Below are 19524 nucleotides of genomic sequence, written 5' to 3'. Positions count from 1 at the left end.
GTGAAGGCCTCCTTGAGGGACTCTGGGTCCCTCAAGGAGGCCTTCACGGACTTGAGATCACAGGGCGTGGCGTGAGTGAAGGCGTGACTCGCGTGATCAGGGACGTGACTCGCGTGCTTGGAGGCCGCACTCGGTGTTCCGTCTCTGATCACGCGAGTTCCGCCTTCGATCACGTGAGTGCGGTGCCACTCACGACCACCCCGACCGAGATGCCTGGACGCGAAGGGGACTTTCCCCGCATGCGACGCGGCGAAAGTTCCCTTCGCCCCGTCGCGGCGTAGCGAGGGGCTGGCCCCAGTGGGCGATAGGGTAGGGGGATGAGTGACGCGGAGACGTTGTTCGAGCGGATCATCGCGGGCGAGATCCCGTCCGACAAGGTGTACGAGGACGCGACGACGTATGCGTTCCGGGACATAGCGCCGCAGGCTCGGGTGCATGTGCTCGTGGTGCCGAAGAAGCGGTACCGCAATCTGGCCGAGCTGGCCTCGGGCGACCCGCAGCTCCTCGCGGACGTCGCGTCGGCGGCGCGCAAGGTCGCGGAGATCGAGGGGATCGCGGAGTCCGGGTACCGGGTGGTGTTCAACACCGACGGTGACGCCGGGCAGACCGTCTTCCACGTGCACGCGCACGTGCTCGGCGGCGAGCAGCTGGGGCATTTCGGGCGCTGAAGCGCGCGGCCTGCGGAAACCGGACTGCGTGCCGACACCCGCAACCAGTAACATCGAACCCGTCACTGTCGTTGAAAATCGCAGCGTAAGCGCAGGAAGTAGGCCCGAGGCCACGTGGCCGGAACCGTACCGGGTGAAGCCGCCCGACCCGACGTTCCCGCGGACGTCACCCCGACGAAGGCTGAAGAGGCCGCCATCACCGAAGCGGCCCAGTCCCGATTCCCCATCCCCGACGCCGCCGCGCTCAGCCTGCTCGGCTCGAGGGACGAAAACCTCCGAGTCGCCGAAGAACTCCTCGCCGCCGACGTCCACGTCCGGGGCAACGAGGTCACCCTGACCGGTGCCCCCGCCGACGTCGCCTTCGCCGAGCGTGTCTTCGCCGAACTCGTGACGCTCGCCGGCCGCGGCCAGCAGGTCGACCCGGCCACCGTCCGCCGCACCGTCGGCATGCTCTCCACCGGTGACCACGAGTCACCGGCCGAAGTGCTGAGCATGAACATCATCTCCCGGCGCGGCAAGACGATCCGGCCCAAGACGCTCAACCAGAAGCGCTACGTCGACGCCATCGACAAGCACACGATCGTCTTCGGCATCGGGCCCGCCGGTACCGGCAAGACGTACCTCGCCATGGCGAAGGCCGTCCAGGCGCTGCAGGCGAAGCAGGTCACCCGCATCGTGCTGACCCGCCCCGCGGTCGAAGCAGGTGAGCGCCTCGGTTACCTGCCGGGCACGCTCAACGAGAAGATCGACCCGTACCTGCGCCCGCTCTACGACGCGCTGCACGACATGGTCGAGCCCGAGTCGATCCCGCGGCTGATGCAGGCGGGCACCATCGAGATCGCGCCGCTGGCGTACATGCGCGGCCGCACCCTCAACGACGCCTTCATCATCCTCGACGAGGCGCAGAACACCACGCCGGAACAGATGAAGATGTTCCTCACCCGGCTCGGGTTCGGCGCCAAGATCGTCGTCACCGGCGACGTCACGCAGGTCGACCTCCCCAACGGCCAGAAGAGCGGCCTCCGGGTGGTCCGCGACATCCTCGACGGTGTCGAGGACCTGCACTTCGCCCAGCTCACCAGCCAGGACGTGGTGCGGCACAAGCTCGTCGGCGACATCGTCGACGCGTACGAGAAGTGGCAGGCGCTGCAGGACAGCAAGGACCAGGGCAGTGGTTGGAAGGGTCAGCGCCGTTCATGAGCATCGAAATCGCCAATGAATCGGGCGTGAACGTCGACGAGACCTCCATCGTGTCGGCCGCCCGCTTCGCGCTCGACAAGATGGAGGTCAGCCCGCTCGCCGAGCTGTCCATCCTGCTCGTCACCCTCGAGGTGATGGAGGACCTGCACGAACGGTGGATGGACCTGCCCGGGCCCACCGACGTGATGGCCTTCCCGATGGACGAGCTCGACTCGTCGCGCCGCCCCGACGCGCCCGACGCCTCGCCCGCGCTGCTCGGCGACATCGTGCTGTGCCCGGCGTTCGCGAAGGACCAGGCCAAGACGGCCGGGCACGCGCTGATGGACGAGCTGCACCTGCTCACCACGCACGGGGTGCTGCACCTGCTCGGCTACGACCACGCCGAGCCCGCCGAGGAACGCGAGATGTTCGGTCTGCAGAAGCGGATCCTCGGCGAGTTCCAGGCGGCCGTGGCCGCGCACAACAAGCGCGACGCGCAGCGCTCCGCGGACGACAGGCTCCTCGGCACCGCCGGCCTCGACGCCGCGCCCGCCGAGGAACCGCCCGCCTAGGCGGTTCGCGGACATGGGTAGTCCCACGGCCCTGCTGGTCATCGCCATCGCGCTGATCCTGCTCGCCGGGGTGTTCGCGGCCGCCGACGCCGCGGTCAGCACGGTCTCCAAGGCCCGCGCCGACGGCCTCGTCCGGCTCGGCCGCCCCGGCGCGCGTCAGCTGTCGCTGGTGATCGCCGAACGCCGCCGTCACATCAACCTGATCCTGCTGCTGCGGATGACCTGCGAGCTGACCGCCACCGTGCTGGTCACCGTCGACATCCTCGGCTGGATCCGGCCGTTGTGGCTCGCCATCGTCGTCGCCGCGGGCGTGATGGTCGTGGTGAGCTACGTGATCATCGGCGTCGGCCCGCGCACCCTCGGGCGCCAGCACCCGTACCGGATCGGCCTCGTCGTCGCCGGTCCCGTGCGCGTCCTCGGGTCCATCCTCGGCCCGCTCAGCAGGCTGCTGATCGTCCTCGGTAACGCCATCACGCCCGGCCGCGGCTTCCGCGAAGGTCCGTTCACCTCCGAAGTCGAACTGCGCGAACTGGTCGACCTCGCCCAGGAACGCGGCGTCGTCGAGGAGTCCGAGCGCGAGATGATCCACTCGGTGTTCGAACTCGGCGACACCGTCGCGCGCGAGGTCATGGTGCCGCGCACGGAGATCGTCTGGATCGAGCACGACAAGACCGTGCGCCAGGCGCTCGCGCTGGCCCTGCGCACCGGGTTCACCCGGCTGCCGGTGATCGGCGACTCCGTCGACGACGTGGTGGGTGTGGTCAACATCAAGGACCTCATGCCCGCGTACATGGCCGAGGGCGGCTCGCAGCGGCAGGTCGAGGAGCTGATGAACCCCGCCAGCTTCGTGCCGGACTCCAAACGGCTCGACGACCTGCTCAAGGAGATGCAGGTCTCGCACAACCACATGGCGATCGCCGTCGACGAGTACGGCGGCACCGCCGGCCTGCTCACCATCGAGGACATCCTCGAAGAGATCGTCGGCGAGATCACCGACGAATCCGACGCCGACGAACGCCCCGAGGTCGAGGAACTCGAAAACGGCGCGGTCCGCGTCTCGTCCCGGCTCTCGATCGACGACCTGGGCGAACTGTTCGGGATCGACCTCGAAGACCACGACGTGGAGACCGTGGGCGGGCTGCTCGCCGAGCGACTGGGTAGGGTCCCGCTGCCGGGGGCCGAAGCCGAGGTCGCCGGGCTTCGGCTGTTCGCCGAAGGCGGTAAGGACCGGCGCGGGCGGATGCGGATCACCACGGTGGTCGTCCACCCCGCCGACGCGGACGCGGTGACCGACGCAGCCCAGGGCAGGCGCCGGACCCGGGTCCCGCAGCCCGATGAAAGTGACAGGAGTGTCGAACATGCCTGAGCTGGACGCCGAGGACCAGAAGCTGGTGACCCTGGCCAGGTCCGCGCGAGCCCGCACCCAGGCCGCCGAAGGCGCCGCGCTCCGCGACACCGACGGCCGCACCTACGCGGCGAGCACGGTCGACCAGCCGTCGTTCAAGCTCACCGCGCTGCAGGCCGCCGTCGCCGCGGCCGTTTCGAGCGCGGCCGAAGGAATCGAGGCCGCGGTCGTGGTCACCGCCGAAGGCACGCTCCAGGAGGCTTCCGTGCGCGCGGTTCGCGACATCGCGGAAAACGCCCCGATCCACCTGGCCGACCCCAGTGGCAAGGTGCTCGACTGATGGCCGAGCCGCACCGTTCCGGTTTCGCCTGCTTCGTCGGACGGCCCAACGCGGGCAAGTCGACGCTGACCAACGCGCTCGTCGGCAGCAAGGTCGCGATCACCTCCAGCAAACCGCAGACCACCCGCCACGCCATCCGCGGCATCGTCCACCGCGACGACGCCCAGCTGGTGATCATCGACACACCGGGCCTGCACCGGCCGAGGACCCTGCTCGGCGAGCGGCTGAACGACATCGTCCACTCGACATGGTCCGAAGTGGACGTTGTCGGCTTGTGCGTGCCCGCCAACGAAAAAGTCGGCCCCGGTGACCGGTTCATCGCCGCCGAACTCAAGAAGATCGCCAAACGGACCCCCGTGATCGGCGTCGTCACCAAGACGGATCTCGTGAAACCCGAACAGGTCGCCGAGCAGCTGCTCGCCCTGCAGGAGGTCATGGAGTTCGCCGAGCTGATCCCGGTGTCCGCTGTGGACGGTTTCCAGGTCGGCGCGCTCTCGGACCTGTTGGTGCGGCACCTTCCCGAGGGACCGCAGCTGTATCCGGGCGGCGAACTCACCGACGAGCCGGAACAGACCCTGGTCGCCGAGCTGATCCGCGAGGCGGCGCTGGAGGGGGTCCGGGACGAACTCCCGCACTCGATCGCCGTCACCGTCGAGGAGATGCTGCCCCACGAGGGCAGAGACGACATGATCGACGTGCACGCGTTCCTCTATGTGGAACGTCCGAGCCAGAAGGGCATCATCCTCGGGCACAAGGGTGAGCGGCTCAAGGACGTCGGCGCGCGCGCCCGGCAGCAGATCGAGGGGCTCCTCGGCTCGAAGGTCTACCTCGACCTGCACATCAAGGTCGCCAAAGAGTGGCAGCGCGACCCCCGACAGTTGCGACGGCTGGGCTTCTGACTGAACGGAATGTCTCGATTCGGTCGCGGAGACCGGTTGATGATGTGGAACCGGACGGGTGACCTTAGAGTCTCAACCCTTGACTCCGGGGATCGCTGATCGGGCGGCGCGCCCGGGTCGGAGTTCGACATCTCATTCGTGAAGGGAAAGCGGTAAATGACCGACAACCAGGGCCTGCCCAACTACTCCGGCGACCCTCAGGGCGGTGGCGGCTTCAACAACCCCGGCCCGCCGCCCAACAACAACCTGGTGTGGGCCATCCTCACCACGATCCTGTGCTGCCTGCCCTTCGGTATCGTCGCCATCGTCAAGGCGAACCAGGTGAACACGCTCTGGGCGCAGGGCCAGCCCGCCGCGGCGCAGGAAGCGGCCGACGCCGCCAAGAAGTGGTCGATCATCGCGGCGATCGTCGGTGGCGTCCTCATCGTTCTGTACGTTGTCCTCGTCGTCGTCCTGGGCGTCTTCGCGGCCTCGGTGGACGTGAACAACTACCGCTGATCCCGGCGCTCGAGGGGGAGACCTCATGACCGACCAGTACCCGAACTACCCGCCCCCGGGCGGGCCACCGCCGCAGCAGCCGTATTACGGCGGCATGCCGAACTACGGACCCCCGCCGGACAACAACCTGGTGTGGGCCATCCTCTGCACGGTGTTGTGCTGCTTGCCGCTGGGTATCGTCGCGATCGTGAAGTCGAGCCAGGTGCAGACGTTGTGGTCGCAGGGCTTCCACGCCGAAGCCCAGAAGGCCGCCGACGACGCGAAGAAGTGGTCCATGTGGGGAGCGATCGCCACCGGCGGTCTTTTCCTGCTGTACATCATCTTCATCGTGGTGATGATCATCATCGGCGCGTCGGCGGGAAGCTTCACGCCGTGACGTCGTCCGTCTACACGGGATTCCCGGCGCGCGGGTTCAAAGCCAAGGCCCGCGCGCTGGGACCGCCCCTGGCCATCGCCGCCGGGGCGGGCCTCGGCTGTGTCGTCCTCTGGCTGGGCGATCCCACCACTCCGGGAGGGCCGCTTCCGGTCTGCCCCACCAAGACCCTGCTGGGCATCGCCTGTCCCGGCTGCGGCGGCATGCGCATGGTCTACAGCGCGCTGCACGGGGACATTCCCGCCGCGCTGCACTACAACGCGGTGTCCTTTGTGGTCGTTCTGCTGCTCGTCTGGAGCACCGTCGCCTGGGCGGTCGGCAGGCTCCGCGGCCGCGCGGTGGACAGCTGGCTGCACTGGCGCTGGACGCCGCTCGCGTTCGGTGTCGTGTTCGTCGTCTGGTTCGTCATCCGTAACCTGCCCTTCGCCCCGTTCACCTCGCTTTACGTGTGAGTGCCGGGCCGAGGCCCGGATCGTCGGTGGCACCGAGTACGCTCCCGCGCACCGGTCTGCTCGGTGTGTACCCATGCCGTACATTCAGCCCGGGCCGCCGCACGAGGCCCAGTGCTCCAGGGGCGAGGAACCAGCGAGGGGATTTCGATGACCACTCCCTACGGCCAGCAGCCGCCGGGACAGCAGCCGCCGCCCGGATCCGGGGACGGGCAGCAGCAGTCACCGCAGCCGCAGTCGCCGTACGGACAGCCGCCGTCGGGAGCGCAGCCTTCGCCGTTCGGACAGCAACCTCAGCAGGGTGAGCAATCTTCGCCGTTCGGCCAGCAGCCCGCGCAGGGCGAGCAGCCGTCGTCTCCGTTCGGTCAGCAGCAGCCACAGCAAGGCGAGCAGCCTTCGCCGTTCGGGCAGCAGTCGCAGTCACCTTTCGGCCAGCAGCCGAGTCAGCCGTTCGGCGCGCAGCCGCAGTCTCCCTTCGGTCAGCAGGGTCAGGCCTCGCCGTTCGGCCAGGCTTCCCAGTTCGGTCCGCAGACCACCTACGCCCACTGGGGCGTGCGCGCGGGCGCGACGCTCATCGACTTCGGCCCGATCGTCGTGCTGCCGATCATCGGCGCGATCATCGCGGCGACGGGGCTTGACACGGTCGGCCTGTTCATCGCCGGTCTCGGTTATCTCGCCGGGTTCGCCTGGACCGTCTACAACCGGTGGATCAAGATGGGCACCACCGGCCAGTCACTCGGCAAGAAGGTCCTGAAGATCAAGCTCGTCCGCGAGAGCGACGGCCAGCCGATCGGCCCGCTGATGGCCTTCGTCCGGGACCTGTGCCACAACCTGGACGGCTGGGTCTGCGGTCTCGGCTACCTCTGGCCGCTGTGGGACGAGAAGAACCAGACGTTCGCGGACAAGATCCTCAGCACCGTCGTCGTGCCGGGCGAAGCAGCCGCGGCGGCACCGTTCGGCCAGACTCCGGGATTCCCGGCGCCGCCGTCGTCTTCGCCGTTCCCCGCGCCGCCCGCGCCGTTCGGCCAGCCGCAACAACAGCCGCAGCAGCAGTCCCCGTTCGGTCAGCAGCCCCAGCAGCCGCAGCCGTTCGGACAGCAGCCGTCCCAGCCGTTCGGTCAGCCGCCGCAGGGAACCGCGGCGCCGTCACCGGAGTCCCAGCCTGAGCCGGCCCTGAGCGAGGCCGAGCCGACGCAGGTCCTTCGCCCGGGGCAGCAGCCCCAGCAGGCACCGTCAGGGTTCGACGAAGCCGAGCCGACGCAGAAGATCACCCCGGACCAGCTGAGGCAGCAGCTGCCCGGAGCGGATGGGCCGAACGGGCCCGGAACACCGCAACAGTAAGGAAAAACCGGCGGGATCCACCCGCCGGCAAATGCGACAAAAGTGGGGAACCCCGATGACGAACCCGTACGGCCAGCAGCCCGGCCCCGGCCAGCAGCCCTATGGCCAGCAGCCTCAGCCCGGATACGGACCCCCGTCCGGCGCCACGCCCGCGCCGTACGGCCAGCCTTCAGGCCCGAACCCGATGCCGTACGGCCAGCCGGCTCCCTACGGCCAGCCCGCGCCGTACGGTCAGCCGGCACCGTATGGGCAGCCTTCCCCGTACGGCCAGCCCGCTCCGGGTGGCATGCCCGGAGGCGGCGACATCAACTCGATCCCCGACTACAAGACCTGGGCGATCGTCAGCATCTTCTTCGGCGGGATCCTCGGCATCTTCGCGATCATGAAGTCCAACGAGGTCGGCACCTACAAGGCACAGGGCAACTACGCGATGGCCGAGCAGGCGTCGCGGACGACCAAGACCCTGTGCATGGTGGGCAACATCCTGGCAGGCGTCGGTTGCCTGTTCGGTCTGCTGTACATCATCATCGCCGCGGCTTCGTTCTGAGAACTCGAGTCAAGCTCTAAATCAAGAGGAACAGATGACCAACCCATACGGCCAGCCACAGCCCTACGGCCAGCAGCCGCAGGGCTACGGGCCCCCGTCCGGTGGCATGCCTGCCCCGTACGGCCAGCCGGGCTACGGTCCCGGAGGCATGCCGGGCGGCGACATGAACGCCATCAAGGACTACAAGGGTTGGGCCATCGCCTCGCTGTTCCTCGGAGGCGTCATCCTCGGCATCTTCGCGATCATGAAGTCCAACGAGGTCGGCACCTACAAGATGCAGGGCAACTACGCGATGGCGGAACAGGCGTCGCGAACCACCAAGACGCTCTGCCTGGTATCCACCATTTTGGGAGGCGTCGGCTGCGTGTTCGCGATCGTCATGATCGTCGTCATGATCGTCGCGGCATCGACAGTGAGCTGTTACAGCGGCTACTGCTGACAAGGGACATGCGGAAGGCACGAAGCGGGGGCGCCGTCGGTGCGCTCGCTTCGTGCCTTCAGACAACCCTGGACGTTCCTCTGCTGGGTCGTGGGCACCGGCTCGTCGCGACCGCACGTCCTCTGAAGCACTTCGGAGGACGTGAGATGGCAAGATGGATGGGGTGGTGAACCTCTATCGCGACACCGGAGTGGTGTTGCGGACGCACAAGCTGGGTGAGGCCGATCGGATCGTCACCCTGCTCACGCGGCGGCACGGCAAGGTCCGTGCGGTCGCGAAGGGCGTGCGTCGGACGTCATCGCGCTTCGGAGCGCGCTTGGAGCCCTTCGGGCACGTCGACGTCCAGTTCTACACCGGCCGCTCGCTCGACGTGATCACCCAGGTCGAGACGGTCGACGCCTTCGCGCTGCCGCTGGTGGCGGACTACCAGCGCTACACCGCCGCGAGCGCCATCGCCGAGACCGCGGACCGGTTGTCCGCCGAAGAAGGCGAGCCGGTGCTCAAGCTCTACATGCTCGTCGTCGGAGCGCTTCGCGCGCTCGCGGGCGGCGAACGGGACAGTTCCCTCATCCTCGACGCCTTCTTCCTGCGGGCCATGGCCTACGCCGGCTGGGCGCCCGCGATCACCGAATGCGCCCGCTGCGGCCTGCCCGGGCCGCACAAGGCGTTCAGCGTGTCCGCCGGGGGCTCGATGTGCCCGGATTGCCGGGTTCCCGGCTGTGTCCACCCCTCCCAGGAGGTGCTGACGCTGCTCGCGGCGCTCCTGCACGGCGAGTGGCCGGTGGCCGAGGCGTCGCTGCCGGTGCCGAGGCGGGACGCGTCCGGCCTGGTCGCGGCGCATCTGCAGTGGCATCTGGAGCGCCAGTTGCGGTCGCTGCCGCTGGTGGAGAGGCGTGCGCGGGAGACCAGCACGCAGGCGCAGTAGGGTCGCAGGCACAGATTTCACTCGATCAGGAGGCTCGAAGGTGCTGCGCAGGGGACGCGAGAACAAGGCGTCACAATTCGAACTTCGCGCGCCGGAGCCGCATCCGTCCGGTGCCCGGCCGCCGGAGATCCCCAAGGAACTCCTCCCGAAGCACGTGGCGCTGGTGATGGACGGCAACGGCCGCTGGGCGAACCAGCGGGGGCTGCCGCGGATCGAGGGCCACAAACGCGGTGAAGCGGTGATGATCGACGTCGCCAGCGGCGCCGTGGAACTCGGCGTCAAATGGCTTTCGGTGTACGCGTTCTCCACCGAGAACTGGAAGCGGAGCCCGGAGGAGGTCCGTTTCCTGATGGGCTTCAACCGCGACACCATCCGCCGACAGGTCGACTACCTCGGTTCGATCGGCGTCCGCATCCGCTGGGCGGGCCGCCGCCCCAAGCTGTGGGCGAGCGTCATCAAGGAACTGCAGGTCGCCGAGGAGAAGACCAAGCACAACACGGCGCTGAACATGACCATGTGCGTCAACTACGGCGGCCGCGCCGAACTGGGTGACGCCATGCGGCGGATCGCCCAGGACGTCGCCGACGGGAAGCTGAACCCGGACAAGGTCACCGAGAAGACCATCGGCAAGTACCTGTACCAGCCCGAAATGCCGGACGTGGACCTGTTCCTGCGGCCGTCGGGGGAGCAGCGGACGTCGAACTTCCTGCTCTGGCAGTCGGCCTACGCCGAGATGGTCTATCAGGACACGCTCTTCCCCGACTTCGACCGCACCCACCTGTGGCGGGCGTGCCTCGAATTCGCGAAACGGGACCGCCGCTTCGGCGGGGCCGTCGACAAGGCTTCCGAAGGGACCGCATGACCACCGAAGCAGCGGACACGGCGGCGTTGCTGACGTCGGCGCGGGAAGCCCTCGAGCGCTATCTCGAAGTCCACGTCGACGACGACGGCGCGCTGACCTTCTCGCACGCGGACGTCCCGTGCGTCATCCAGGCGACCCGGCTGGCCGAAGGGCTGACCGTGCTGAGCCTGACCTGCGTCGTCGCCTGGGATCTGCCGGACGACCCGGCGATCGCGGCCTCGGCGGCGGAACGCGCCGGACAGGGCCTGTTCGGGACGCTCGGGGTGGTGCGTTCGGAGAAGGGCATCGACATCACGCTGAGGTACGCGTTCCCGGCCGAGGGCATGGACCCCTCGCCGCTCGGAACGCTGCTCATGCTGGTCGTCTCGACGGCGTCGCAGCTGCGTTCGGACCTGCTGGGCACCGCACCCGGGGAGTGACCGCCGGAACGCTGGGTCACCTGGCATCATCGCGCGCATGGAAACCATTTCCAGAAGCGCCCCGGAGAAGAAGCCGGCCCGGCGGTTCAAGATCACCTCGATCGAGGTGCTCTGCGCGATCCTGCTGATCGCGATCCTCGGGCAGAGCTGGCTCCAGCAGGTGTTCGACGTGCCCGCGCTGCGGACCGGCTCGACCGTGTTCGTCGCCGTCTGCGTGCAGGCGCTGCCGTTCCTGGTGCTCGGGGTGCTGATCAGCGGCGCGATCGCGGCGTTCGTGCCCGCGCGGGTGCTGGAGAAGGTGCTCCCTCGCCGGGCCGGTGCGGCGGTCGGGGTCGCGGGCCTGGCCGGGGTCGCCCTGCCGGGGTGTGAATGCGCGTCGGTGCCGGTCGCGCGGCGGCTGATCGGACAGGGTGTCGCGCCCGCGGCCGCGCTGACGTTCCTGCTCGCGGCGCCCGCGGTGAACCCGGTGGTGCTGGTCGCCACGGCGGTGGCGTTCCCCGGGAATCCGGAAATGGTGTTCGCCCGGTTCGCCGGTTCGCTCGCCACCGCGATGGTGATGGGCTGGCTGTGGGCGAAATGGGGCAAGCTCGACTGGATCGCGGAGCGGGCTTTGCGGCGGCTTCCCGAAGTTCAGCACGGTTCGCGCTGGAAGACCTTCGCCGAGACCGCCCGGGCGGATCTGGTCGAGGCCGGCGGTTTCCTCGTCCTCGGCGCGATGATCGCCGCCGCGATGAACGTGCTGGTGCCCGCCAAGTGGTTCGGGGTGCTGGGGGAGCAGATCGTGCTCGGGGTGCTGGTGATGGCCGTGCTCGCCGTCGTGCTGGCGCTGTGCAGTGAGGCCGACGCCTTCGTCGCCGCGTCGCTGACCGCGATGCCGCTGCTGCCGAAACTGGTGTTCCTGGTGGTCGGGCCCGCGATCGACGTGAAGCTGTTCGCCCTGCAGACCGGCACCTTCGGCAAATCCTTCGCACTCCGGTTCGCCCCGGTGACGTTCGTGGTCGCCTTGTCCTGTGCCGTCGTTTCGGGTGTGCTGATCCTCGGAGGTGGCGCGTGAAACGCGAGACCCAGAACATCCTGCTGATCCTGCTCGGCGGCGCGCTGCTCAAGATCACCGTCAACGGCGACTACCTGCGCTACGTCAAACCCGCGCAGCAGCCGTGGATCATCGCGGGGGGCGCGGTGATGGTCGCGCTGGGCGCGGTCGCGATCGTCCGCGACCTGCTCTCCGCGCGGGCCGCCGCCGCGGTTCCCGGCGAGATCCACGAGCACAACGCCCGCTCGGCGTGGCTGCTGATGGTGCCGGTGCTGGCCGTGTTCCTGGTTGCACCGCCCGCGCTGGGCGCCGATTCGGTCACCCGCACCGAGGCCAGGGCACCGCAGAGCGCCGCGGCGAGCAACGCGGCCGCCTTCCCGCCCCTGCCCGCCGGGGACGTGGTGCCGCTGGAGGTCAACGAGTTCGTCAGCCGCGCGGGCTGGGATTCCAGTGGCTCGCTGAACGGGCGGACGGTGCGGCTGTCCGGCTTCGTCGTGCACAACGAGGGCAACACGATGCTGGCGCGGATGGTGATCGGCTGCTGCGCGGCCGACGCGTTCCCGATCACCGTGCGGATGGTGGGCGAGGGCGTGTCGGGCTTCGGGAACGACACCTGGCTGGAGGTCACCGGGACGGTCGTGCCGGGGACCGCGGTGCGGGAGAACAGCTACATGCCGGATCTGACGCTCACGTCGGTGCGGCAGGTGCCGGCGCCGAAGGACCCCTACGAGTACTGAGCCGATGCTATGAACGGTCCGTTCCTTGCAAAATTTGCAAGGAACGGACCGTTCATAGCATCGGGTGGGGCTCAGTACTGGGTCGTGAGCGCGCCTTCGGTCAGCGCCGCATCGAGCGCCTCCGCCGACACGTCCAGCTTCATCTGGTCACGGAAGATCTGGCCCGCGGTCGGCAGGCTCGACCGCTCCGGCCACGTCTCCGGCTTCCACAGCGACGACCGCAGGAAAGCCTTGGCGCAGTGCATGTACAGCTCTTCGACCTCGACCAGGATCGCCAGCGCCGGCCGCTTCCCCTTGACCACCAGGTCGTCGAAGAACGGCGCGTCCGCGACCAGTTTCGCGCGGCCGTTGATCCGCAGGGTCTCGTTCATCCCCGGCACCAGGAACAGCAGCCCGGCGTGCGGGTTTTCGAGGATGTTGGTCTGGCTGTCGAGCAGTTTGTTGCCCGGCCGGTCCGCCAGCACCAGCGTCTTGTCGTCGAGCACCTTCACCGAACCGGCGGGATCGCCGCGCGGCGAGACGTCACAGGTCCCGTCGGACGACGCCGTCGCCAGCAGGTAGAACGGCGAGTGTTCGATCAGCGTGCGCGCGTGCGGATCGAGGAAGGGGATGATCTTCCCCTTGGTCCGCTCGGCCGGGTGGCCGAGGTGCTCACGCAGCGCTTCGAGCGTCTCGATCACTTTGATCTCTGAGGTCCCCATGGCGACAGTGAACCACTAGAAGACGACAGTCCGGTTCCCGTGCACCAGCACACGCCCCTCCAGATGCCACCGCAGCCCGCGCGCCAGCGTCACCTTCTCGATGTCGCGGCCCTTGCGGACCATGTCCTCGACCGAGTCGCCGTGGTCGACGCGGATGACGTCCTGGTCGACGATCGGGCCCGCGTCGAGATCGGCGGTGACGTAGTGGCAGGTCGCGCCGATGAGCTTCACCCCGCGCGCGTGGGCCTGGTGGTACGGCCGCGCGCCGACGAACGACGGCAGGAAGCTGTGGTGGATGTTGAGCGCCCGCCCGGCCCACGCCTCGCACAGCTCCGGCGGCAGGACCTGCATGAACCGGGCGAGGACGACGGCGTGCGGGTCGTGCTCGTCGACGAGTTTCCGTACTTCGGCGAACGCCGGCGCCTTGGCGGCCGGGTCGCCGGCGGGGAACGGCACGTGGTGGAACGGGATGCCGTGGGCGCGGGTGATGTCACCCAGTGAAGCGTGGTTGCCGATGACGGCGGCGACGTCGACGTCCAGTTCGCCGGACGCGACGCGGCCGAGCAGGTCGTAGAGGCAGTGCCCGGCCTTGGAGACGAGGATCACCGCGCGGCGGCGCTCGCCGGTGTCGCTGACCTGCCAGCTCGACTCGCTCGAAAGCGACTCCGCGACCTCGGCGAAGCGCGTGCGCAGCTCGGCGGCGTCGAACGGAAGCGAATCGGCGCGGACGACCTGGCGGGTGAAGAACCAGCCGGTGTCCGGGTCCGTGTGATACGCCGCTTCGACGATCCAACCGCCGTGCTCGGCGAGGAAACCCGAGATACGGGCGATGATGCCGGTGCGGTCAGGGCAGCCGAAGGAGATCACATAGCGACGTTCAGGGTTCGACACGCACACCATTGTCGCTGGTCCCGGCCGCCGCGCGGCGCCGGGTCAGAATGCGCACCCGGACCCGCCGCCCGATCTCGATCGCCGCGACCAGCAGCAAGCCGAGCGCGAAGGAAAGCAGAAGGCCCTTCTCCGGTTCGTCCGCGAAGGCCGCTCCGCCGACGAGCCCGATCAGGACGCTGTACACCGCCCAGATGCCCGCGCCGAGGGCGTCGAGCGCGACGAACTTGCGTGGCGGATAGCCGAGGCTGCCGTTGGCGAGCCCGCTCGCGACGCGGCCGCCGGGCAGGTAGCGGGCGGCGAGGATCAGCAGGACCGCGTTGCGCCGCACCTGGATCTTCGCCCATTCGTAGCGTCGGACCCCGTCCGGACCGCGCTGCAGGCGGGCGAGTGCCCGCGGGCCCGCGGCGGCGCCGACGGTGTAGCCGAGACAGTCGCCCAGCCAGGCCCCGAGCGCGGCGATCAGCGCGAGTAGCGCCAACAGCGGGAAGTCCGTGCCGATCAGGACGGCGACGGTGATGACGGTGGTCTCGCTCGGCATGAACGGCAGGAGCGCGTCCAACCCGGACACGAGGAACACGATCACCCACAGCCAGGGCGATCCGAGCGTGCCCTCGAGCAGCCCGGTGACGTACTCCAGCAGTTCCACGGTTCCATGGTGATCACCGCAGGTCGCTTTGGGGTGACGGAGCGGGGTTCGACCGGTGAATTCCTAGTCCGGAGCCACGGATGACCACGGCACCGTCAGTTCACCCAGCCGCCACCGTGACGGCCGGTTCAGCACCGGCCAGCCCCGGGCGGTGAGCAGATGGACGGCGTGCGCCCAGCGGGCACGGACGCCGAAGTTCTGATGCGGCGCGGCCGTCGCCCAGCAGATGTCCAAAGTGGACAGTAGTTCGTGAACCCGTTCGCCGGGAACGTTGCGGTGGATGAGGATCTTGGGCAGTCGTTCGGCCACTGTGGACGGACGTTCCAGGCTGGCGAGATGGACCGACAGGGTCAGCGTGCGCGGCCCGTCGTGCCCGACGGCGAGCCAGGTGCTCAGCCGTCCGATCTCGTCGCAGGTGCCCTCGACGAGGAGCCCGCCCGGTGCCATCGCGTCCAGCATGAGCGACCAGGCGCCCGGGACCTCGGCTTCGTCGTACTGCCGCAGGACGTTGAACGCGCGCACCAGCACCGGTCGCGCCCCGGCCAGCTCGAAGCCGCCGCGCCGGAAATCCAGCCACGGCTTGTCGACGGCGGACTGCGCGACGGCGACCCGTTCGGCGTCCAGCTCCAGGCCCAGCACGCGGACGTCACGACGGACCGTGCGCAGCCATCGCGCCATCTCGACCGTGGTCACCGGTGAGGCGCCGTAGCCGAGATCCACCACGAGCGGCTCGTTCGCGCGGCGCAGGAGCCGCGTCACCCCCGGATCGCTCGCGAGCCACCGGTCCACCCGGCGGAGCCGGTTCGGGTTGGTCGTGCCGCGGGTCGGTGCCCCGACCGGTTTCAGCGCTCGGCCAGCCATTTCGCGACGAATTCCGCCTCGCGCTCCAGCAGCTTGGTGACCTGTTCGGCGATCACGCCCTCCAGCTTTCCGCCGACGAACGGGATCCGCACCTTGACCTGACCGCTGTTGACCAGCGTCGTCCGCTCGCCTTCGGCGGTCAGCGACGTCTTCGCGGTGATCTCGCCCGGCACGCCCGAGACCGCCGCCGTCGCGGTGCCGGTGTAGCCGTCCCCTGCCGCCTTCCAGCTCTGCTCGCGCTCGACGATCAGGTCGCCCCGGTGCAGTGTCCGCACGGCCGACGGGAGCTTGTCCGAGCTGATGCCCTGACGCAGCTTGTAGCGCACTCCGTCCTCGGCCGGGACGTACTCCAGCAGTTCCGCGTCGTCGCCGCCGATCTCCTCCAGCCGCGCCCGCAGCGCGGCCTCGCCGGCGACCGCGTCGAACGTGGTCGCGAGGTCTGCGGAGAACGCCGAACGGTGCTCGATACGGGAGGCCATGGCGCCAGACAGTACCGTTCACGGGCGTGAGCACTGCCGAAACTCCCACCCTCGCCGACCACACCACGTTGCGCCTCGGCGGTCCGGCCCGGCGTTATGCCGAGGCGAAGACCGTGCAGGCCCTGGTCGACGCGGTCCGCGAGGCCGACGAAGCGGGCGAGCCGGTCCTGCTGCTCGGCGGCGGTTCGAACCTCGTCGTCGCCGACGACGGTTTCGAGGGCACGGTGCTGAAGGTCGGCAACACCGGCTGGACACGTGACGGAGATCTCGTCGAGGTCGCGGCGGGTGAGAACTGGGACGGTTTCGTCGAGGGCCTGGTCGCCGAGGGCATCGGCGGGCTCGAATGCCTCTCCGGGATCCCCGGTTCGGTCGGCGCCACGCCGATCCAGAACGTCGGCGCGTACGGCTGCGAGGTGGCCGAATCCCTGGTCTCGGTCGATCTCTACGACCGTGCCACCCGCGAAATCCGCACGCTGACCGTCGAAGAGCTCGGTTTCGGGTATCGCACGTCGATCCTGAAGGGGACCGACGCGGGCGTCGTGCTCACAGTGCGTTTCAAGGTCAACGAAGACGGCCTCTCCGCCCCGATCCGCTACGCCGAACTCGCCCGCACGCTTGGCGTCGAGATCGGAGACCGGGTCCCGGCGGCCGAAGCACGCGAAGCGGTCCTCGGGCTGCGTCGCGGCAAGGGCATGGTCCTGGACGCCGACGACCACGACACCTGGAGCGCGGGCTCGTTCTTCACCAACCCGATCATCGGCGAGGCACGGCTGGCGAAGGTGCTGGCGGGCATCGTGGATGTCGTCGGCGAGGACGTGCGCGTGCCGCAGTACCCGGCGCCCGGCGGCACGAAGCTGTCCGCGGCCTGGCTGATCGAGCGGGCCGGGTTCGCGAAGGGCCACGAAGGGCCCGGCGGCCGGGTCTCACTGTCGACGAAGCACACGCTCGCGCTCACCAACCGGGGCAAGGCCTCGACCGAGGACCTTCTCGATCTGGCGCGCGAAGTGCGCGACGGAGTCGAGGCTCGCTTCGGCGTTTCGCTGCACCCTGAACCCCTGCTCATCAACTGCGCGCTTTGACCGAACAACCCCACGCCACCCTCGTGCGTCTATCCCTCTGAGGGGCGAGGGCGAGTTCCGTCGCCGCGGGTAACGTCGGAGAGGTTCCCGGCGCTGAGCGGGTAGAGGCTCGCGGGGATCTTCATGGGAGGTACACGGTGATCGAACGGCGCACGGTGTTCAAGGCCGCGCTCGCCGCGGGGGCGGCCATGCTGGCCGCCGCCTGCTCCAGCGAGGAAGGCGGGAGTGCCAAGCCGGAAGGCAGCGGTGGCGGAGAGCAGAACGCCGCCCCGGTCGCGAAGATCACCGCCGAACCCGCCGCCGACGCCAAGGACGCCTCCGTGGTGACGCCGGTCGTGGTGAAGGTCGCCGACGGCAAGCTCACCGAGGTCAAGGTCACCGGCGACAGCGGCAAGGACGTCAAGGGCGAGCTTTCCGCCGACGGGCTCACCTGGACCAGCACCGAGGTCCTCGGCTACGGCAAGACGTACACGTACGCCGCGAAGGCCACCGGCAGCGACAACAAGCCCGCCGAGTTCAAGGGCTCGTTCAGCACGGTCAAGCCGGCCAAGGAGGTTCGCGCCACGCTGAACCCGACCGACGACGCCGAGGTCGGCGTCGCGATGCCGATCAGCGTGAAGTTCGCGTCCCCGGTCAAGGACAAGGCTGCTGCCGAGAAGGCGCTCAAGGTGAAGACCGACAAGGACGTCGAGGGCTCCTGGGGCTGGCTGTCGGATACGCAGGTCGACTGGCGGCCCAAGGAGTACTGGCCCGCGAACATCAAGGTCAACGTCGAGGCGAAGCTCTACGGCGTCGCGCTCGGCGGCGGCGCGTACGGCAAGGCCGACGTGACCACCGAGTTCAAGATCGGCCGCAACCAGGTGGTCAAGATCAACACCCCGGACCACGTGATGAAGGTCTACCGGGGCGGGGCGGAATCGGCGAGCTACCCGTGCTCGAACGGCCTGGACTCCGACGTCCAGCGCAACACCCCCAACGGCACGTTCATCGTGATGACGAAGGAGCCGATGGCGCGGTTCGACAACGCGCGCTACGGCTACACCAACGTCAACAAGAAGTGGTCCTGCCGGATCTCGAACAACGGCGAGTACATCCACGAGAACCAGGACAACGCGGCGAACATCGGCAAGGCCAACACCTCGCACGGCTGCGTGAACCTGCTCGAAGCGGACGCCAAGAAGTACTTCGACTCGGCGATGATCGGCGATCCGGTCGAGATCACCGGTTCGAAACTGGGCAGCCCGACCAAATCGGACGTCAAGGACTGGTTCTACGACTGGAAGTCCTGGAAGGCCCTCTCGGCGATCAAGTAACCAAGTGACAAGGGCGCCGGTGGCCGTTCGGTACAGGTGGTCGTGAGTGGCGTTTCGCGTTCTAACCCGAAACGCCACTCACGACCAACCCGGCCGACCTCCTAGGCTGCGGTGCATGAAGACCGAGGTAGTCGGCTACGGCGGGACTCGCATCGGCTTATGGGTCGAGGGCGCCGAGAACACCCGTCCGATCGTGTTCGTGCACGGCTGGGCCCAGTCGGGCCGGGCCTGGGCGCCGCAGTTGGCGGATCCCGCGCTCAGCGAGCGGTTCCGCCTGGTCGCGATGGATCTGCGCGGTCACGGGGATTCCGAAGTGCCCTCCGCCGGCTACGACGATCCGCGGGTGTGGGCGGAGGATCTCGCCTCCGTTCTCGACTTCGCGGGCGAAGACGCGATCGTCGTCGGCTGGTCCTACGGCGGGCTGGTCATCACCGACTACCTCCGGGTGCACGGCTCGTCGAGGCTCAGCGGCGTCGTTTTTGTGGGCGCTATCACAGAAATCGGCAAGAACCGCCCCGGCGGCAAGGTCGGGCCCGCGATGCGCGACGCCATCCCGGCGGTGCTTTCGGACGATCCGGCGGTCGCGATTCCGGCGTTGGTGCAGTTCAGCGCGCGGATGACGGCGGCCCCGGTGTCCGGCACGCTCACCCAATCGCTGCTCGGCGCCTGCCTTTCGACGCCGCCCGCGGTGCGCTCCGCGCTGTTCCGGCGTGACGTCGGGAGCGAGGACGTCCTTCGCGATCTGGACAAACCGGCACTTATCGTCCATGGTCTCGCCGACGCTGTGATCGATCCGACGGCGGCGGAGTACGCGGCGGGGAAGATTCAGGGGGCCGTCGTGCGTTGGCTACCTGAGGTGGGGCATCTGCCGTTCGCCGAAGCGGCGGACGAGTTCGGTGAACTGCTGCGCGGGTTCGCCGATCAGTAG

At 68.8% G+C, this 19524-nt stretch carries 25 protein-coding genes; 20 read left to right on the top strand and 5 right to left on the bottom strand.

From position 1 onward, the window contains the following. Positions 1–317 precede the first annotated feature (317 nt). The 17 genes from AVR91_RS25570 to AVR91_RS25490 all read left to right on the top strand — a co-directional run bounded on the left by AVR91_RS25570 (position 318) and on the right by AVR91_RS25490 (position 12626). Positions 318–668 carry a histidine triad nucleotide-binding protein gene (locus AVR91_RS25570; RefSeq protein ID WP_063274626.1) on the top strand — a complete coding sequence of 117 codons (351 nt, stop codon included), beginning with the start codon at positions 318–320 and terminating at the stop codon, positions 666–668. A gap of 114 nt (positions 669–782) precedes the next feature. After that, positions 783–1868 (top strand): PhoH family protein, encoded by a 1086-nt coding sequence (locus AVR91_RS25565; protein WP_063274625.1) that lies wholly within the window; start codon positions 783–785, stop codon positions 1866–1868. Further along, on the top strand, positions 1865–2419 hold the full coding sequence (gene ybeY, locus AVR91_RS25560) for an rRNA maturation RNase YbeY (protein ID WP_016332461.1): 555 nt from the start codon (positions 1865–1867) through the stop codon (positions 2417–2419). Before AVR91_RS25565 ends, ybeY begins: the two co-directional genes overlap by 4 nt. Before the next feature lie 13 nt (positions 2420–2432). Further along, positions 2433–3785: a hemolysin family protein gene (locus AVR91_RS25555; RefSeq protein ID WP_063274624.1), complete on the top strand. Its 1353-nt coding sequence runs from the start codon at positions 2433–2435 to the stop codon at positions 3783–3785. Beyond that, entirely contained in the window at positions 3778–4104 is a 327-nt protein-coding gene (locus AVR91_RS25550; RefSeq protein WP_063274623.1) for a hypothetical protein, read from the top strand. The genes AVR91_RS25555 and AVR91_RS25550 overlap by 8 nt, the downstream gene beginning before the upstream one ends. Further along, on the top strand, positions 4104–5003 hold the full coding sequence (gene era, locus AVR91_RS25545; RefSeq protein ID WP_016332464.1) for a GTPase Era: 900 nt from the start codon (positions 4104–4106) through the stop codon (positions 5001–5003). Before AVR91_RS25550 ends, era begins: the two co-directional genes overlap by 1 nt. Before the next feature lie 156 nt (positions 5004–5159). Next, positions 5160–5501 carry a CD225/dispanin family protein gene (locus AVR91_RS25540; protein ID WP_007034858.1) on the top strand — a complete coding sequence of 114 codons (342 nt, stop codon included), beginning with the start codon at positions 5160–5162 and terminating at the stop codon, positions 5499–5501. Positions 5502–5526: 25 nt separating this feature from the next. Continuing rightward, positions 5527–5877 carry a CD225/dispanin family protein gene (locus AVR91_RS25535; RefSeq protein WP_016332466.1) on the top strand — a complete coding sequence of 117 codons (351 nt, stop codon included), beginning with the start codon at positions 5527–5529 and terminating at the stop codon, positions 5875–5877. Beyond that, on the top strand, positions 5874–6326 hold the full coding sequence (locus AVR91_RS25530) for a DUF2752 domain-containing protein (protein WP_063274622.1): 453 nt from the start codon (positions 5874–5876) through the stop codon (positions 6324–6326). Before AVR91_RS25535 ends, AVR91_RS25530 begins: the two co-directional genes overlap by 4 nt. A 147-nt stretch (positions 6327–6473) precedes the next feature. Further along, positions 6474–7664, top strand: a complete 1191-nt coding sequence (locus AVR91_RS44340) for an RDD family protein (protein ID WP_063274621.1) — start codon at positions 6474–6476, stop codon at positions 7662–7664. A gap of 55 nt (positions 7665–7719) precedes the next feature. Continuing rightward, entirely contained in the window at positions 7720–8211 is a 492-nt protein-coding gene (locus AVR91_RS25520; protein WP_063274620.1) for a CD225/dispanin family protein, read from the top strand. A gap of 34 nt (positions 8212–8245) precedes the next feature. Further along, positions 8246–8650, top strand: coding sequence for a CD225/dispanin family protein (locus AVR91_RS25515; RefSeq protein ID WP_063274619.1), 405 nt, complete (start codon positions 8246–8248; stop codon positions 8648–8650). Positions 8651–8813: 163 nt separating this feature from the next. Further along, complete coding sequence (recO, locus tag AVR91_RS25510) at positions 8814–9575, top strand: DNA repair protein RecO (protein ID WP_063274618.1); 762 nt, start codon at positions 8814–8816, stop codon at positions 9573–9575. 40 nt (positions 9576–9615) lie between these two features. Next, the gene (locus tag AVR91_RS25505; RefSeq protein WP_007034865.1) at positions 9616–10437 is read left to right on the top strand and encodes an isoprenyl transferase; all 822 of its coding nucleotides are present in this window, start codon (positions 9616–9618) and stop codon (positions 10435–10437) included. Continuing rightward, entirely contained in the window at positions 10434–10856 is a 423-nt protein-coding gene (locus tag AVR91_RS25500; protein WP_005158775.1) for a hypothetical protein, read from the top strand. Before AVR91_RS25505 ends, AVR91_RS25500 begins: the two co-directional genes overlap by 4 nt. Before the next feature lie 37 nt (positions 10857–10893). Beyond that, the gene (locus tag AVR91_RS25495; RefSeq protein ID WP_016332474.1) at positions 10894–11910 is read left to right on the top strand and encodes a permease; all 1017 of its coding nucleotides are present in this window, start codon (positions 10894–10896) and stop codon (positions 11908–11910) included. Beyond that, entirely contained in the window at positions 11907–12626 is a 720-nt protein-coding gene (locus AVR91_RS25490; protein WP_063274617.1) for a TIGR03943 family putative permease subunit, read from the top strand. Before AVR91_RS25495 ends, AVR91_RS25490 begins: the two co-directional genes overlap by 4 nt. A gap of 71 nt (positions 12627–12697) precedes the next feature. On the opposite strand, the gene AVR91_RS25485 is transcribed toward AVR91_RS25490, so the two are convergent. The 5 genes from AVR91_RS25485 to AVR91_RS25465 form a co-directional block, all read right to left on the bottom strand. Continuing rightward, on the bottom strand, positions 12698–13327 hold the full coding sequence (locus AVR91_RS25485; RefSeq protein WP_063274379.1) for a pyridoxamine 5'-phosphate oxidase family protein: 630 nt from the start codon (positions 13325–13327) through the stop codon (positions 12698–12700). A 15-nt stretch (positions 13328–13342) separates the two neighbouring features. After that, entirely contained in the window at positions 13343–14227 is an 885-nt protein-coding gene (purU, locus tag AVR91_RS25480; RefSeq protein ID WP_199754866.1) for a formyltetrahydrofolate deformylase, read from the bottom strand. After that, positions 14205–14864, bottom strand: coding sequence for a DedA family protein (locus tag AVR91_RS25475; RefSeq protein WP_063274380.1), 660 nt, complete (start codon positions 14862–14864; stop codon positions 14205–14207). Before AVR91_RS25475 ends, purU begins: the two co-directional genes overlap by 23 nt. Before the next feature lie 63 nt (positions 14865–14927). Beyond that, on the bottom strand, positions 14928–15725 hold the full coding sequence (locus tag AVR91_RS25470) for a hypothetical protein (RefSeq protein ID WP_063274381.1): 798 nt from the start codon (positions 15723–15725) through the stop codon (positions 14928–14930). After that, positions 15707–16204 (bottom strand): DUF2505 domain-containing protein, encoded by a 498-nt coding sequence (locus tag AVR91_RS25465; protein WP_063274382.1) that lies wholly within the window; start codon positions 16202–16204, stop codon positions 15707–15709. The genes AVR91_RS25470 and AVR91_RS25465 overlap by 19 nt, the downstream gene beginning before the upstream one ends. Positions 16205–16230: 26 nt before the next feature. Here AVR91_RS25465 and AVR91_RS25460 point away from each other — a divergent pair, with 26 nt between their 5' ends. The 3 genes from AVR91_RS25460 (at position 16231) to AVR91_RS25450 (ending at position 19524) form a co-directional block, all read left to right on the top strand. Continuing rightward, the gene (locus AVR91_RS25460; RefSeq protein ID WP_063274383.1) at positions 16231–17283 is read left to right on the top strand and encodes a UDP-N-acetylmuramate dehydrogenase; all 1053 of its coding nucleotides are present in this window, start codon (positions 16231–16233) and stop codon (positions 17281–17283) included. Positions 17284–17420: 137 nt separating this feature from the next. Continuing rightward, positions 17421–18596, top strand: coding sequence for a L,D-transpeptidase (locus AVR91_RS25455; protein ID WP_063274384.1), 1176 nt, complete (start codon positions 17421–17423; stop codon positions 18594–18596). 115 nt (positions 18597–18711) lie between these two features. Next, positions 18712–19524, top strand: coding sequence for an alpha/beta fold hydrolase (locus tag AVR91_RS25450; protein ID WP_063274385.1), 813 nt, complete (start codon positions 18712–18714; stop codon positions 19522–19524).

The organism is Amycolatopsis keratiniphila subsp. keratiniphila (genome assembly GCF_001620365.2).
Lineage (GTDB): Bacteria > Actinomycetota > Actinomycetes > Mycobacteriales > Pseudonocardiaceae > Amycolatopsis > Amycolatopsis keratiniphila.
Note: the sequence above shows the minus strand (reverse complement) of the source record. Positions and strands in the feature narration are given on the sequence as shown.

Excerpts from the sequence above, each read along its gene's own strand:
- AVR91_RS44340 (WP_063274621.1), top strand. The coding sequence starts at position 6,474 with ATGACCACTCCCTACGGCCAGCAGCCGCCGGGACAGCAGCCGCCGCCC.
- AVR91_RS25450 (WP_063274385.1), top strand. The coding sequence starts at position 18,712 with ATGAAGACCGAGGTAGTCGGCTACGGCGGGACTCGCATCGGCTTATGG.
- era (WP_016332464.1), top strand. The coding sequence starts at position 4,104 with ATGGCCGAGCCGCACCGTTCCGGTTTCGCCTGCTTCGTCGGACGGCCC.
- AVR91_RS25540 (WP_007034858.1), top strand. The coding sequence starts at position 5,160 with ATGACCGACAACCAGGGCCTGCCCAACTACTCCGGCGACCCTCAGGGC.
- AVR91_RS25550 (WP_063274623.1), top strand. The coding sequence starts at position 3,778 with ATGCCTGAGCTGGACGCCGAGGACCAGAAGCTGGTGACCCTGGCCAGG.
- AVR91_RS25470 (WP_063274381.1), bottom strand. The coding sequence starts at position 15,725 with ATGGCTGGCCGAGCGCTGAAACCGGTCGGGGCACCGACCCGCGGCACG.
- AVR91_RS25520 (WP_063274620.1), top strand. The coding sequence starts at position 7,720 with ATGACGAACCCGTACGGCCAGCAGCCCGGCCCCGGCCAGCAGCCCTAT.
- AVR91_RS25485 (WP_063274379.1), bottom strand. The coding sequence starts at position 13,327 with ATGGGGACCTCAGAGATCAAAGTGATCGAGACGCTCGAAGCGCTGCGT.
- ybeY (WP_016332461.1), top strand. The coding sequence starts at position 1,865 with ATGAGCATCGAAATCGCCAATGAATCGGGCGTGAACGTCGACGAGACC.
- AVR91_RS25570 (WP_063274626.1), top strand. The coding sequence starts at position 318 with ATGAGTGACGCGGAGACGTTGTTCGAGCGGATCATCGCGGGCGAGATC.
- AVR91_RS25535 (WP_016332466.1), top strand. The coding sequence starts at position 5,527 with ATGACCGACCAGTACCCGAACTACCCGCCCCCGGGCGGGCCACCGCCG.
- AVR91_RS25465 (WP_063274382.1), bottom strand. The coding sequence starts at position 16,204 with ATGGCCTCCCGTATCGAGCACCGTTCGGCGTTCTCCGCAGACCTCGCG.
- AVR91_RS25500 (WP_005158775.1), top strand. The coding sequence starts at position 10,434 with ATGACCACCGAAGCAGCGGACACGGCGGCGTTGCTGACGTCGGCGCGG.
- AVR91_RS25495 (WP_016332474.1), top strand. The coding sequence starts at position 10,894 with ATGGAAACCATTTCCAGAAGCGCCCCGGAGAAGAAGCCGGCCCGGCGG.
- AVR91_RS25515 (WP_063274619.1), top strand. The coding sequence starts at position 8,246 with ATGACCAACCCATACGGCCAGCCACAGCCCTACGGCCAGCAGCCGCAG.
- purU (WP_199754866.1), bottom strand. The coding sequence starts at position 14,227 with ATGGTGTGCGTGTCGAACCCTGAACGTCGCTATGTGATCTCCTTCGGC.
- AVR91_RS25555 (WP_063274624.1), top strand. The coding sequence starts at position 2,433 with ATGGGTAGTCCCACGGCCCTGCTGGTCATCGCCATCGCGCTGATCCTG.